General features: G+C 63.6%; 10 protein-coding genes. 3 read left to right on the top strand and 7 right to left on the bottom strand.

Going from position 1 to position 14162, the window contains the following annotated elements:
• Positions 1-34: 34 nt before the first annotated feature.
• On the top strand, positions 35-2974 hold the full coding sequence (gene uvrA, locus MTAI_RS02820) for an excinuclease ABC subunit UvrA (RefSeq protein ID WP_027888561.1): 2940 nt from the start codon (positions 35-37) through the stop codon (positions 2972-2974).
• On the opposite strand, the gene MTAI_RS02825 is transcribed toward uvrA, so the two are convergent.
• The 5 genes from MTAI_RS02825 to lptB form a co-directional block, all read right to left on the bottom strand.
• Positions 2971-3591 (bottom strand): deoxynucleoside kinase, encoded by a 621-nt coding sequence (locus tag MTAI_RS02825; protein ID WP_027888562.1) that lies wholly within the window; start codon positions 3589-3591, stop codon positions 2971-2973. The genes uvrA and MTAI_RS02825 overlap by 4 nt on opposite strands.
• A gap of 13 nt (positions 3592-3604) precedes the next feature.
• Complete coding sequence (locus MTAI_RS02830; protein ID WP_027888563.1) at positions 3605-4225, bottom strand: deoxynucleoside kinase; 621 nt, start codon at positions 4223-4225, stop codon at positions 3605-3607.
• Between the two features lie 101 nt (positions 4226-4326).
• Positions 4327-5385, bottom strand: a complete 1059-nt coding sequence (locus MTAI_RS02835) for a S1C family serine protease (RefSeq protein WP_027888564.1) — start codon at positions 5383-5385, stop codon at positions 4327-4329.
• A 271-nt stretch (positions 5386-5656) separates the two neighbouring features.
• Positions 5657-7102, bottom strand: a complete 1446-nt coding sequence (locus MTAI_RS02840) for a DUF3084 domain-containing protein (protein ID WP_027888565.1) — start codon at positions 7100-7102, stop codon at positions 5657-5659.
• Positions 7103-7128: 26 nt separating this feature from the next.
• A complete protein-coding gene (gene lptB, locus MTAI_RS02845) occupies positions 7129-7899 on the bottom strand; it encodes an LPS export ABC transporter ATP-binding protein (RefSeq protein ID WP_027888566.1) in 771 nt (256 codons plus the stop codon).
• Between the two features lie 130 nt (positions 7900-8029).
• Between lptB and gltX the strand changes: the two genes are divergently transcribed.
• Positions 8030-9469: a glutamate--tRNA ligase gene (gene gltX, locus MTAI_RS02850; protein ID WP_027888567.1), complete on the top strand. Its 1440-nt coding sequence runs from the start codon at positions 8030-8032 to the stop codon at positions 9467-9469.
• A 15-nt stretch (positions 9470-9484) separates the two neighbouring features.
• Here the strand turns inward: gltX and ppsR are convergent, their stop codons facing one another.
• Together ppsR and MTAI_RS15080 are read right to left on the bottom strand one after the other, a co-directional pair.
• On the bottom strand, positions 9485-10300 hold the full coding sequence (gene ppsR / locus MTAI_RS02855) for a posphoenolpyruvate synthetase regulatory kinase/phosphorylase PpsR (protein WP_027888568.1): 816 nt from the start codon (positions 10298-10300) through the stop codon (positions 9485-9487).
• A 54-nt stretch (positions 10301-10354) separates the two neighbouring features.
• The gene (locus MTAI_RS15080) at positions 10355-11368 is read right to left on the bottom strand and encodes a hypothetical protein (protein ID WP_198525971.1); all 1014 of its coding nucleotides are present in this window, start codon (positions 11366-11368) and stop codon (positions 10355-10357) included.
• Between the two features lie 410 nt (positions 11369-11778).
• Between MTAI_RS15080 and ppsA the strand changes: the two genes are divergently transcribed.
• Positions 11779-14151: a phosphoenolpyruvate synthase gene (ppsA, locus tag MTAI_RS02865; RefSeq protein ID WP_027887362.1), complete on the top strand. Its 2373-nt coding sequence runs from the start codon at positions 11779-11781 to the stop codon at positions 14149-14151.
• The last annotated feature ends 11 nt before the right edge of the window (positions 14152-14162 follow it).

Genomic DNA, 14162 nt, shown 5'->3' on the forward strand with positions numbered 1-14162 from the left:
TACATAATCCGAGGGCGGGTGTTATACTCCTCGGATGGACAGGATTATCGTCCGCGGGGCCAAAGAGCACAACCTGAAGAACATTACCGTTGAACTGCCCAGGGGGCAGTTCATCGTCATTACGGGGGTCTCGGGGTCGGGCAAGAGCACCCTGGCCTTCGACACCATTTACGCCGAGGGGCAGCGGCGGTATGTGGAGTCGCTGTCGTCGTATGCGCGGCAGTTTCTGGGGGTGATGGAGAAGCCCGACGTGGAAAGCATCGAGGGGCTTTCGCCGGCCATCTCCATCGATCAGAAGACCACCTCCCATAACCCGCGCTCCACGGTGGGCACCGTGACCGAGATCCACGACTACCTGCGCCTGCTGTTCGCCCGCGTGGGCACGGCCTACTGCCCGCACTGCGGACGGCCCATCGAGCGGCAGTCGGCCACGGAGATCACCGACCGGCTCTTCCGGCAGCCCGAGGGCACCCGGGCCATCCTGATGGCCCCGCTGGTGCGGGGGCGCAAGGGCGAGTACCGCAAGGAGTTCTTGCAGCTCCAGAAAGAAGGCTACGCCCGGGTGCGGGTGGATGGGGTGATCTACACCCTCGAGGAGGCCCTGGGCCTCAAGCTGGAAAAATACGAGAAGCACGACATCGACCTGGTGGTAGACCGGGTGGTCTTGAAGCCGGAGGAGCGCGCGCGCATCGCCGAGTCGGTGGAGCTGGCGCTCTTGCGGGGCGAGGGGCTGATGCGGGTGCTCTACCCCGACAGCGGCCAAGAGGAGCTTTTTTCCGAGAAGTTTGCCTGCCCCGAGCACGGGAGCGTGCTGGAGGAGCTCGAGCCGCGTCTCTTCTCCTTCAACGCGCCCTACGGGGCCTGCCCGGACTGCTCGGGCCTGGGCTACAACCAGGTCTTCGACCCCGAGCTGATTGTGAACCCCGAGCTCTCGCTGGCCGAGGGGGCCATCATCCCCTGGAGCAAGGGCCGCGACAACGGCAAGGGCTACCTGTGGGATCGGCTGCGGGCGCTCTCGGAGCACCTGGGCTTCGACATGAAAACCCCCTTCAAAGAGCTCTCGCCGGAGGCCCAGCGGGCGGTGCTGTATGGCCTGCCCGAGCCCTTCGAGGTGGTCTTCCGGCGCAACGGGCGCGAGACCATGCGCTTTATGGTGAGCTACGAGGGGGTGATTCCCTGGCTGGAGAACCGCTACAACGAGACCGAGTCGGAAGGCCTGCGCGAGGCCCTGGAAGCCTACATGACCCTCAAGGCCTGCCCGGCCTGCGGGGGTACGCGCTACAAGCGCGAGGTGCTCTCGGTGCGGGTGGGGCGGTTCAACATCGCCGAGGTCTCCAACCTGCCGGTGCGCGAGGCCAGGCTGTTTTTCGAGGCCCTGGCCCAGAACCGGGTGGTGGAGGTGGGGGAGGCCCTCGAGGCCTACCGCATCCGCCTCGAGGGCCTGGCCGAGCCCGCCGAGTACCGCAACCTGAACGAGTTCCAGATGCAGGTGGCCGCCCCCATCTGGCGCGAAATCCATAGCCGCCTGGGCTTTTTGGAGGACGTGGGCCTGGACTACCTGACCCTGGACCGCTCGGCCAACACCCTCTCGGGGGGCGAGGCCCAGCGCATCCGGCTGGCGACCCAGGTGGGCTCGGGCCTGACCGGGGTGCTTTACGTGCTGGACGAGCCTTCCATCGGCCTGCACCCCCGCGACAACCAGCGCCTGCTGACCACCCTCAAAAAGCTGCGCGACCTGGGCAACACCCTGTTGGTGGTGGAGCACGACGAGGAGACCATGCGCGAGGCCGACTGGATTGTGGACATGGGGCCGGGGGCCGGGGTGCATGGGGGCGAGGTGGTGGCCCAGGGCCGGCTCGAGGACATCCTGGCCCATCCGCACAGCCTGACCGGGGCCTACCTGCGGGGCAGCAAGCACATTGCGGTTCCCAAGACCCGGCGCAAGGGCAACGGAAAGTGGCTGGTGGTCAAAGGGGCCCGCGAGCACAACCTGAAAGGGGTGAACCTGCGGATCCCCCTGGGCAAGTTTGTGGCCATTACCGGCCCCTCGGGCTCGGGCAAGTCCACCCTGGTGCACGACATCCTCTACGCGGCGCTGGCCCGCGACCTGATGCGGGCCAAGACCATCCCGGGGCGCTTTGAGGGCCTCGAGGGCCTCGAGCACCTCGACAAGGTGATCGAGATCGACCAGTCGCCCATCGGGCGCACCCCCCGTTCCAACCCGGCCACCTACACCGGCATCTTCGACGAGATCCGCGATTTGTTCGCCAAAACCCCCGAGGCCCGCAAGCGCGGCTACGAGGCCGGGCGCTTCAGCTTCAACGTCAAGGGGGGGCGGTGCGAGGCCTGCAGCGGCGACGGCACCAAGAAGATCGAGATGCTCTTTCTGCCCGACCTGTATGTGCAGTGCGAGGTCTGCAAGGGCAAGCGCTACAACAAGGAGACCCTCGAGGTCAAACTGCGGGGCAAGAACATCGCCGATGTACTGGACATGACGGTGGAGGAGGCCCTGGGCTTCTTCGAGAACATCCCCACCATTGCCCGCAAGCTGCAACTGATGGTGGATGTGGGGCTGGGCTACATGAAGCTCGGCCAGCCCTCGCCCACCCTCTCGGGCGGCGAGGCCCAGCGCATCAAGCTCTCCACCGAGCTCGGCCGCCGCTCCACCGGGCGCACCCTCTACATCCTGGACGAGCCCACCACCGGCCTGCACTTCGAGGACGTGGCCAAGCTCCTGAGCGTGCTGCACCGCCTGGTGGACGGCGGCAACACCGTGGTGGTGATCGAGCATAACATGGACGTGGTCAAGACCGCCGACTGGGTGATCGACCTGGGGCCCGAGGGCGGCGCGCGGGGCGGCCAAATTGTGGCCGAAGGCACCCCGGAGGAGGTGGCCCAGGCCCAAAGCCCCACCGGTGCTTTCCTGGCCCGTATCCCCGAGATCGCGCAGAAGGTGGGTGTGGCCGCCGACTAAACCAGCGGCCGGCTCAGACCGTAGGCCTCGAGCATCCGGTACATCAGCTCGCGGGCCTCTTCGTCGTCGGCGTAGTTCACGCTGTCGCTGGAAATCACCAGCACCGGCGAGAGGTCGTAGGCCCCAATCCAGGCCTCGTAGAGGCGGTTGAGCGAGGCCAGGTAGGCGGGGGGGATGTGCTGCTCGTAGTCCCGCCCGCGCCGGGCGATGTGGGCCTGGAGGGTCTCGACCGAGGCCCGCACATAGATGAGCAGGTCGGGCTTGCGCAGGGCCGGTGCGATGCCCTCGTAGAGGGCCAGGTAGGTCTGCCAGTCGCGCTCGCTGAGGTGGCCCGAGATCCGCAGGTTCTGGGCAAAAATAAAGGCGTCCTCGTAGATGGTGCGATCCTGCACCACGTGTCGGGCGGGGTTGATCTGCTCGAGGTGCTGCCGGAGCCGCTTGGCCAGAAAAAACACCTGGGAGTGAAAGGACCAGCGCCCCATGTCGGCGTAGAAGTCGGCCAGGTAGGGGTTTTCATCCACAGTCTCGTAGACCGGCAAAAGCCCGTAGCGCTGGGCCAGCAGCCCGGTCAGGGTGGATTTGCCAGAACCGATGTTGCCTGCAATTGCGATGTACATAGGTTTTGTGCGTCTAGGGTGCGGATGGTGTGGTGGTTTTCTGGGCCAGCCGTGCCTGCACCTGCCGCACCACCCAGTCCTGGTCGGCCTCGAGCTCGGCAAAGTTGAAGTCCTGGGTCTCGAGCACCCAAAGCGCATGGGGGTAGGTGGCAAAATGGTGCTCGTAGAACTCGTGAAGGCGGGCTAGGTACTCCGGTTCTATCTGCTTTTCGAAGACCCGCCCCCGGCGGCGGATGCGCTCCAGAATTACCGGCAAGGGTGCCCGCAGGTAGATGGTCAGGTCGGGGGTGGGAATCTTGGGGGCCAGGCTTCGGTAGAGGTCGTTGTATAGCTCCCACTCGGCCCCGGAAAGGTTCATGGCTGCAAAAATGGCGTCCTTGTCGAAGAGGTAGTCGGCTACCACCCCACCGGTAAACAGGCTGGGCTGGGCCAGGGGCAGCAGCTGCTTGTACCTCGAGAGCAAGAAAAAGACCTGTACCTTGAAACCGTAGCGGACGGGGTCTTGATAGAAAAGCGGCAAAAAAGGGTTTTCTTCCACCACCTCGAGCAGGCACTCGGCGCCCAGCCGCTCGGCCAGCAGCCGGGCCAGGGTGGTTTTGCCTACGCCGATGACCCCTTCAATCGCAATATACATCCGCTTAAGGCTAAAAGCTAAAAGCCCAAAGCGGAAGTCTTGACAAGTGGGGCCGGAAGCCCTTTCCCCGCCCAGCCGGTCGGCACCATGGCCTGGCGTTCTTAGCGCCGGGCGATCATGGTCACGACCACATCCAGCCGCCGTCCGTTGCGCCAGATGGTCAGGTTGACCCGGTCGCCGGGGCGGTAGCGGGCGATGGTCTGGGTGACCTCGCTGGCGTTGCGCATGGTGCGGCCATTAACAGCCAGGATGATATCGCCCAGACTGACCAGCTTGCCGCGCTGGTCGCGCTGGGCCGGGCGCAGTCCGGCCCGGGCGGCTGGGCTGCCGGGCTGCACCTTTTCGATCATGGCCCCGCGGGTGGAAAGCAGGCCCACCCGCCCCAGCAGGATGGGGTCGAGCTCCCCCAGGTCGAGCAGGGTGGCCCCCAGGTTGCCGCGCTGCGGGACGCCGAAACGCTCGAGGTCGCTCACGCTCTGCCGCACCAGGTCGCCCGGAATTGCCACCCCCACCCCGCCCACGCCGCTCAGGTCGCCCAGGGTGGCGTTGGCCACCCCCACCACCCGGCCCTGCAAATCGAGCACCGGGCCCCCGGAGTTGCCCTGCACAATGCGGGCATCGGTAAAGAGCAGGTCGCCAATTTCCGCCCCGATCTCAGGGTCGAGGTCGTTTTTCTCAGCCGAGGTGGGGCCAACGCCGGCCAGAATGCCGTACGAGGCCAGGTTGCGCTGTCCGAAGGGACTTCCGATCACCACCAACCCCATGCCCACCGGCAGGTTTTGTGAGCTGCCAAAGGAAAGCTGGGCTGGGGCGGTCACGCCCTGCACGGTCAGGATGGCGATGTCAATGCCCTTGTCCACCGCAAACACCTGGGCCGGAAAGGTGCGCCCATCGAACAGCTCCACGCTGATGTCGCGCAGATCCTGCACCACGTGGTAGTTGGTGATGATGCGGCTGGGGGCATAAAAAAAGCCGGAGCCGTTGGTGGGGCCTTCGTTGCCGGTCTGGGGGTCGCGCAGAATACCGGATATTTTGACCACTGCGGGCAAAGCCCGGCGGATGACCTCTACCCGGGCCACCTCCTCCGGGGTGGTGAGGCGGGGGGCCTGGGCCAGAGCCTGTGACAGGGTAAGCAGAACCAATAAAATGACCATGCGCATCGTCAACAAACCTTCTACATTCTCATACGCCGGTGTGGAGTTATCAATAGCTGGCCCTGGCTGGCACAAAGGGCGTTTTTCCCCAAGCAGATGGAGTAAACCCGATCAAGAAGGGTTGGGGGGGCTATTTAAGAAACCTTCATCCGATTGGGCTCTGGGGCGGGAGACCCCGACCAAACCTGGTTGGGGAGGTAGAACCCCTGAAAGCCTTAACCTGTGCACGTTAGCACTTGCTTGGGTCGCTGAAGCTGGATCTGGCCGGGGCATGGCATCACGGCAGGAGCCTGAGACCCAGCCGGGGTGGCTCGGTGGGGTAGAGGTTGTCCAGGGCCACCACCACAAGCCGCGCCCCACCCCGCCTACCTAAAAGCTGGGAGGCCAGGCCTACGAATTCCTCAAAGGCGATCCCCCCCTTGGCCAGTTTTTCGGGCACCCAGCCTGCCTCGTTAAGCCGGTTTTCGGCGTTCTGGCTCAGGATATCGAGGCGCCGGCGCAGCTCGGCCTGGCTGGCCGGCAGGATCAGGTAGGTGGAGGCCAGAACATCGCCCTGGGAAAAGGCCTGTTCACGGGCCCGGTACTCGATCACCACCCGCACCCGCCCATCGGCACCGATGCCCTGGATGCGGGCCAGCAACAGGCCCGGTTTGAGGCTGGTGGGGATGGGTTTGATCAGCACATCCACCCCCCGCAAGCCAAGCAGGCGGATGCGGTTATCCACCCGTCGGGTGATCTCGTTCAGGGCGGGCTGTTCGTTACCGGGTTCCACCCGTTCTTCTGCCAGGAGGCTCATGTACAGGCTTTTATCCAGGCTGGCCGCAAGCATCTTATTGCGTTCACGCAGTTGCTGCAGTTCGCGTTGGACTTCAGTGAGGCTGCCCTTGAGTTCGCTGTTCTCCCGCTGGAGGGCCTCGAGCTGGCGGTTGCCATCACTGGCCGGGGCTTGAGGGCTTACCAGCACGGCGATATCCCCCTCGAGGTTGCGCTTCTCGGCCTCGAGCTGGCGCAGGCGGGCCTCGAGCTCTGCAGTGCGGGCCTGCAGAGCTTTCAGGCGGGTTCTGGCTTCGCGGCTGGCGCGCTCGAAGGTTTGCAACTGCTGCTCGGCCTTGCGAGCCTGGGTCACCAGCGCGGCGCGATCGGCCAGCAACTGCGCTTTTTCTTTCTGGAGCTGTTCCTTTTCCTGCAACAGGCTAAGGCGAATCTGCTTGAGCTGCTCGAGGGCTTCGCGTTGAGCGCTGCTAGCCGCCTGGAGCTTTTCAACTTCCTGGCGCAGCTTTTCCCGCTCGACCAGGGCATCCTCGAGATCCTGTCGGGTTTGCCGCTGGAATTCCGCGTTTTGTGCGAGCTGCCGGGCCAGCAGGATGTTGTTCTTCTCAAACTCATCGCGCTCGAGCTTGAGCTGCTCGTACTGGCTGAAAATGCTGGCCGCGCGGTTTTCCAGTCGTTCCACTTCGGTGCGCAGTCGGTCGCGCTCCTGCCGCACTGCTTCGGCCTGCAGTATGGTTTCGCGGGCATCCCGCACCAACAGAAAGAAGGTTCCAAAGGCCCCCAGCGCAATCAGCACCCCGGTTCCAATCGCCACCAGGGTGGCGGTGGTTCTGGGGCGCAAACCTAGAAAGCGCCAGTGGCGCTTGCCCACCCGTTTGGCTACCAGGTCGCCCACGTAGGCCACCAGACCCGCCACCAGCACCAGGAGGATGAGAATGGCCCAGAACGTCATAGGGAATGGATGGGGTGGTGAAAAGGTCAGAGCTCGTACTCGTCGCCCAGGTAGTGGGTGCGTACCCCCGCGTCTCGAGCGAACTCCTCGGGTGAGCCCTGGAAGGCCACCTGGCCATCGTACATCAGGTAGATGCGGTCGGCGATGGCCAGGGTCTCCCGCACCGAGTGGTCGGTGATGAAGATGCCCACCCCGCGCCGTTCGCGCAGCTCGGAGATAAGTTTCTGGATGTCGTGGACGTTCTTGGGATCCACACCGGTAAAGGGTTCGTCCAGCAGGATGAAGTCGGGGTTGGTGCAAAGGGCGCGGGCAATTTCCAAGCGCCGCCGCTCGCCCCCTGAAAGGGTGTAGGCGTATTTGTCGCGCAGGTGGCTAATGCCCAGCTCCTCCAAAAGCTCGGCAGCCCGCTGGGCCCGCTCGGTTTTGGAGAGGGGCTGGAACTCCAGCACCGCCAGCAGGTTCTCCAGGGCGGTCATGCGGCGAAAGGCCGAGGGCTCCTGGGGCAGGTAGCCCAGCCCCAGCCGGGCCCGCTTGTACATGGGCAGCCGGGAGACGTCCTGCCCGCCCAGGCGGATCTGCCCCGCGTTGGGTTCGATAAAGCCGACCAGCATGTAAAAAGTGGTGGTTTTGCCGGCACCGTTGGGGCCGAATAGGGCCACAATCTCGCCTCGGGAAAGCTCGAGGCTCACCCCCCGCACCACCTCCCGCCTGCCGTAGCGCTTGACCAGACCCACAGCCTCGAGGCGGGTGGTGGGGCTGGAGACCGGGCCAAAACTTTTTTGCAGTGCAGCTTCCATTTACCCTCTTAAGGTAACACCCCCCACTTAGGCGGCTGTGAGAGGTAACCCGAGGGTTTTCTGTGGCCTCTCCACTTAAGAAGGCCCTTTGTGCGCCACGCACGCGCGGAGTTGGTATAAGCTATCGGTTATGGTTGTGACCCGCATTGCACCCAGTCCAACTGGTGACCCCCATGTGGGGACGGCCTACCAGGCCCTGTTCAACTACGTTTTTGCCAAGCAGCGTGGGGGCAGGTTTATTGTTCGTATCGAGGACACCGACCGCACCCGCTACAACCCCACCTCCGAGCGGCGCATCCTGGAGATGCTGGACTGGCTGGGGCTTTCCCCCGACGAGTCGCCCATCAAAGGCGGCCCCAACGGCCCCTACGTGCAGTCGCAGCGCCTGCACATCTACCGGCAGCACGTGCAGATGCTGCTGGAAAAAGGAGCTGCCTATCGTGCTTTTGACACCCCAGAAGAGCTGGCGGCGGCCCGCGAGGCCGCGCAAAAGGCCGGCCACAAAGAGCAGGGCTACAACCGGCGCTACCGCGACTACCCGGTCGAGGAGGCCGAACGCCGGGCCGCGGCGGGGGAGCCCCACGTGGTGCGGCTCAAGGTGCCCCTCGAGGGCAAGACCATCGTTCACGACTTGCTGCGCGGTCCCATCGAGTTTGATAATGCGGCCCTGGACGACAAGGTAATCCTGAAGGCCGATGGCTACCCCACCTACCACCTCGCGGCCATGGTAGACGACCACCTGATGGGCGTGACCCACGTGATCCGGGCCGAGGAGTGGATCACCAGCACCCCCTTTCACATCCTGATTTTGCGGGCTTTTGGCTGGGAGGAGCCGGTCTGGTGCCATACCCCCCTGCTGCGCAACCCCGATAAGTCCAAGCTCTCCAAGCGCAAGATGGACACCAGCGTGGACAGCTACCGGGCCCAGGGTTTTCTGCCCGAGGCCCTGCTCAACTACCTGGGCACCATGGCCTGGAGCATGCCCGACGGGCGGGAAATTTTCAGCCTGCAGGACATGATCGAGCACTTTAGCCTCGAGCGCATCAGCCTGGGCGGGCCGGTCTTCGACCTGAACAAGCTCAAATGGATGAACGGCAAGTACATCCGCGAGGTGCTGACCCTGGACGACCTGGCCGAGCGGGTCAAACCCTTCCTCGAGCGGGCCGGGCTTACCTACCCCTCCGAAACCTACCTCAAGCAGGTGCTGGAGGCCATGCGAGCCCGCTTCGAGACCCTGCAGGAGTTCGTGGACAAGTCCCTCTACTTTTTCACCGAGGCCTACCCCATGCAGGAGAAAGCCCTGGCCAAGCTGCGGGAAGGAGCGGCTTTTCTACCCGAGCTATACGAGCAGCTGGCCAGGCTACCGGATATGCTGCAAGACAGCACCGAACCCCTGCTCAGATCCTTCGCCGAGGCCAAGGGCGTCAAGCCCGCCGCGGTGATGCAGCCGCTGCGGGCGGCCCTTACAGGGAGCCTCGAGACCCCCGGTATGTTCGATATCCTGACCCTGCTGGGCCAGGAGCGGGTGCTGAAGCGGCTCGAGCGGGCCATCGAGCTGGTCAAAGCGTAGAGGAGACGGCTCCTATCAGCCGATGCGGCGCTGTAGCCCTGCGCTCTGTACGATGTTGGTGGCAATTTCCTCTATAGAGGCGCTGGTGGTGTCGAAGTAGGGAACCCCCACCCGTCTGAATAACTGCTCCGCCCGGCGCACCTCGTACTCGCACTGCTCGAGCGAAGCATACCGGCTGTTGGGCCGGCGCTGGGTGCGAATCTGATGCAGCCGGCTTGGGGCAATGGTCAGGCCGAACACCTTATCCCTGTAGGCCCTGACCGGCTCGGGCAGTGTGTCGCGTTCGAAGTCGTCCTCGGCCAGGGGGTAGTTGGAGGCCCGTAAGCCATACTGCAGGCCCAAAAACAAGCAGGTGGGGGTCTTGCCGGCCCGGCTGACCCCGATCAGGATCACGTCGGCCATCTGGTAGTGGCGGTCGCCAATTCCGTCATCGGTCGCCAGTGCGAAATCGACTGCATCGATGCGGGTAAAGTAGCCGTTGTCGTTTACGCTGTGCAGCCGGCCCACCCGGCCGGTAGGGGGCTGGCCGAGCTCGCGTTCGAGCGCCCCAAGGTAGGTGCTAAAAAGGTCAAAGTGCAGGGCAGGCGCCGCCTTGAGCTGGTTATACAGCGCCTGATTGGCCAGGGTGGAGAACACAATGGGCCGCACCCGCTCGCGTTCAAAAGTTGAGTTGATCTCGTACACAAGGTTGTACACCTCTTCTTCGGTGTCGATGAAGGGTCGCGTTACATAGCGGAACGAGACCGATTCAAACTGGGCCAGCAAACTCCTGGCGACCGACTCGGCCGTAAGGCCGGTATGGTCTGAGACGATAAACACCGTTCGCTGCATGCCATGCCCCCGTCATACCGGATTCAAATCACCCAAAGCAAAGCCCTCCGGTAGTTAGGTGAGATTATCTCTGACAGGCCTGGGGAAAACCTGATGAAGAAGGATTTCTCGGATCGTCCAAATGCGTTCCGTGAGACCTGCTGCCATAGCCGGAGAACAAGGCTGGTAGCGCCGCCTGCCGATGGGCTCTGGTAGGGGAAGTCGGAGGGAGCGGTGGGGGCGGGCAAAGTTGTAGACCGTCATCCGCCAGTCACCGCGGTGCTCCCGGGACTCAGGCCTGCGGGCAAAGGCCAGGGTCTTGCGCACGGAGAAGGCGTCCATACGCCGGGCCGTGGCGTTGAGCCGCTCAATGGCAGAGGTGTTAGGGGTGGTGTAGCCCAGACGCTCTAACTCCAGGTCAATGCGCTTGCGACTGCCATGGGCCATGCGCAGTCTGACCTCCACCACCCGCCGGCCCTCACGCCGTTTGAGCACCTGGACATGGGCCTGTCGGCGGGTCAGGCGATAGCGCTCTCGCGGCCTCCTGCCGCGAGCCCCTCGCCGCTTGGGCTGGTAGGGGGTTCCGAAGACTTGCGGGAACAGGGTGGCGTAGCATTCCCAGCCATCGCTGAAGAAGGCCAGATCCTGGAAGTCTCTCAGCCGGGCCTTCCCCCCGCGCAGAAGGCGGCGGGCCAGATCCTCGTTGCGCTCGCCCTGCACCCGCTCCACGATCAGGCGGCTTTTGGGTTCGAGCAGCTCCGCCTCCCAGCAGGGCCGGTTCTTGCTCCCGGCGTACCCGTGCCGCTCGTCGGCCTGCAGGCTGCTGCACACCAGGCCCTGCACCTGCTGGTCATGAAACAGCCGCCCGTGCCGACCCAGGCAGCGTTCCAGTCTACGCACGCTCTCCCGGCTCACCTTGAGCAGGCGAGCGGTGGCGGCCTGACTGCTGCCCTCGCTCAGTTGCTCTGCGACCGCTACGGCCTTGGATTCGGGCAGTTTACAGTTCCAGAGGGCCGTTCCCTTCCTTTCGCTGAACTCCTGCCCGCAGCTCTTGCAACGCAGGTATCGTATCTTTTCTGCGCTGTACACTTTGCGTACCTTGAGATTGCCTTGTCCGGTTTTCCCGTACAGCTTGCATCCTTCTATCGGGCATGCCAGACTTGAGAGGGGAGGTTTGTTTGTTTTCACACAACGCAATCTGCGTTGAAAACGGCCTCCCCTTCAACCCCTGTCTGGGATAATCTCACTCTACTACCAAGCCCTCCAGAGGCCATCTTTTTGCATCCTAGAGTCCAACCCTTGCTACGCTCGGCGGAGAAAGCATAGCCCTTGGGTGGGGTTGGTTCGTTTCCAAACTAACCGATATCTAGTAGCAGATAACAGTGTAGTTTATGTGTGTAGCGTCTGCTACACCGAAGCCCGGGCTATAGCTACACCACAATAGCCTACTCCATTTCAATCCCCGCACAAACTACCATCGACTTCAACGGGGTGTACGTATGACATACATTCGTTGGTTCGAGACGCTGGGGATGAAAGACCTCGAGGTGGTAGGGGGAAAAAATGCCTCCATTGGCGAGATGATGTCCAACCTCTCGCAGGCCGGGGTGCGGGTGCCGGGTGGGTTTGCCACCACCGCAGCGGCTTTCCGCGAGTTTTTGCAGCACAATCACCTAGATCAACGCATCGCCGCGGCCCTGCGAGGCCTGGACGTTGACAACGTGGATGAGCTGGCGCGAGTAGGGGCCGAGATTCGCAGCTGGGTGGAGAGCGCCGAGCTACCTAAGGCCCTGGAGGTGGCCATCGTAGATGCCTATATCCGCCTCGAGTCCGCCTCCAAAGGCGGGCTTTCTGTTGCGGTGCGCTCGAGCGCCACCGCCGAAGACCTGCCCGAGGCCAGCTTCGCCGGTCAACAGGAGACTTTTTTGAATGTGCGCGGGATCGATAGCGTGCTGCAGCACATCAAGAAAGTGTTTGCCTCACTGTACAACGACCGGGCCATCGCCTACCGCGTCCACCACGGGTTCGCCCACGAGGAGGTGGCCCTCTCGGCGGGCGTGCAACGCATGGTGCGCAGCGACCTGGGGGCCTCGGGGGTGGCCTTCACCCTCGATACCGAGTCGGGTTTTCGTGATGCCATCTTCATTACCTCGACCTATGGCCTGGGGGAGCTGCTGGTGCAGGGTGCGGTCAATCCCGACGAGTTTTATGTGTATAAGAAAGGCCTGGCCGAGGGGCGCAACACCATCCTGCAGCGCACCCTGGGTACCAAGCTACAGAAGATGGTCTACGCCCCGGAGGGCCGGGGGGTGCAGGCTGTGGAGACTTCCGCAGAGGAGCGCCGCAGCTTCTCACTGTCTGATGCCGAAGTGCTGGAACTGGCTAAACAGGCCCTTCTGATCGAGCAGCACTATGGCCGGCCCATGGACATCGAGTGGGCCAAGGACGGGTTGGACGGACATATCTACATCCTGCAGGCCCGCCCCGAGACTGTGCAGAGCCGTTCGGGACGGGTGCTGGAACGCTTCGAGATGCTCGAGCGCGCACCGGTGCTGGTAACGGGCCGGGCGGTCGGGCAGCGCATCGGGGTGGGCCCGGTGCGGGTTATTAGCCACCCCCGCGAGATGAACCGGGTGCAGCCCGGCGATGTGCTGGTGGCCGATATGACCGACCCCGACTGGGAACCGGTGATGAAAAAAGCGGCGGCCATCGTGACCAACCGGGGTGGGCGTACCTGCCACGCGGCCATCGTGGCGCGGGAACTGAACATCCCGGCTGTGGTGGGGACTGGCAACGCCACCGAGGTGTTGCACGATGGGGAGATGGTCACGGTCTCCTGTGCCGAGGGCGATACCGGTCGGGTGTATGCCGGCACCCCGCGTTTCGAGGTGAAGCGGATTGAGCTGGACAACATGCCGCCCATCCCCACCAAGATCATGATGAACGTGGCCTCGCCCGAGCGGGCCTTCAGCTTTGCCAGCTTGCCCAACGCCGGGGTGGGTCTAGCAAGGCTCGAGTTCATCATCAACAACACCATTGGCATCCACCCCAAGGCGCTTTTGCAGTTCGAGCAGCAGCCCGAAGACCTCAAAGCCGAAATTCTTCGGCGCAGCGCGGGCTACCAAAGCCCGGTGGATTTCTACCGCGAAAAGCTGGCCGAGGGCATCAGCATGATTGCGGCGGCTTTTGCGCCCAATCCGGTTATCGTGCGGATGTCGGACTTCAAATCCAATGAGTACGCCCATCTGCTGGGGGGAAGCCGCTACGAGCCCAAGGAAGAAAACCCCATGATCGGCTTCCGGGGGGCCGCCCGCTACCGCAGCCCGGAGTTTGCCGAGGCCTTTGCCCTGGAGTGCCAGGCGATCCGGGAGGTGCGCGAAGAGAAGGGGCTCACCAACGTCTGGGTGATGATACCTTTTGTGCGCACGGTGGGGGAGGCCAAGGCGGTGATCGAAATCTTGCAAACCCACGGCCTCGAGCGCGGTCGGGACGGCCTTAAGCTGATCATGATGTGCGAGGTGCCCTCCAACGCCATTCTGGCCGAGCGCTTCCTGGAGTTGTTCGACGGCTTCTCGATTGGCTCCAACGACCTGACCCAGCTGACCCTTGCGCTGGACCGCGACTCAGGGCTGGTGGCCGATCTGTTCAGCGAACAGGACGAGGCGGTGAAGTTCTTGCTCGAGCGGGCCATCGGCACAGCCAAGCGCATGAACAAGTACATCGGCATCTGCGGCCAGGGCCCCTCCGACCACCCGGAGTTCGCCCTGTGGCTTGTGCAGCAGGGTATTGAGAGCATCTCGCTCAACCCTGACAGCGTGCTGGAGACCTGGCTGTATCTGGCCGAACAGAGCACTCTAGCGGGGATCAAATAACGCTTTTGGTA

Source organism: Meiothermus taiwanensis WR-220, from assembly GCF_003568585.1.
In the GTDB taxonomy this organism is placed as follows: Bacteria; Deinococcota; Deinococci; order Deinococcales; family Thermaceae; genus Meiothermus; species Meiothermus taiwanensis.

What these genes read in the sequence shown, in the direction of transcription:
- uvrA (WP_027888561.1), top strand. Translation starts at nt 35, where the DNA reads ATGGACAGGATTATCGTCCGCGGGGCCAAAGAGCACAACCTGAAGAAC.
- MTAI_RS02825 (WP_027888562.1), bottom strand. Translation starts at nt 3,591, where the DNA reads ATGTACATCGCAATTGCAGGCAACATCGGTTCTGGCAAATCCACCCTG.
- MTAI_RS02830 (WP_027888563.1), bottom strand. Translation starts at nt 4,225, where the DNA reads ATGTATATTGCGATTGAAGGGGTCATCGGCGTAGGCAAAACCACCCTG.
- MTAI_RS02835 (WP_027888564.1), bottom strand. Translation starts at nt 5,385, where the DNA reads ATGCGCATGGTCATTTTATTGGTTCTGCTTACCCTGTCACAGGCTCTG.
- MTAI_RS02840 (WP_027888565.1), bottom strand. Translation starts at nt 7,102, where the DNA reads ATGACGTTCTGGGCCATTCTCATCCTCCTGGTGCTGGTGGCGGGTCTG.
- lptB (WP_027888566.1), bottom strand. Translation starts at nt 7,899, where the DNA reads ATGGAAGCTGCACTGCAAAAAAGTTTTGGCCCGGTCTCCAGCCCCACC.
- gltX (WP_027888567.1), top strand. Translation starts at nt 8,030, where the DNA reads ATGGTTGTGACCCGCATTGCACCCAGTCCAACTGGTGACCCCCATGTG.
- ppsR (WP_027888568.1), bottom strand. Translation starts at nt 10,300, where the DNA reads ATGCAGCGAACGGTGTTTATCGTCTCAGACCATACCGGCCTTACGGCC.
- ppsA (WP_027887362.1), top strand. Translation starts at nt 11,779, where the DNA reads ATGACATACATTCGTTGGTTCGAGACGCTGGGGATGAAAGACCTCGAG.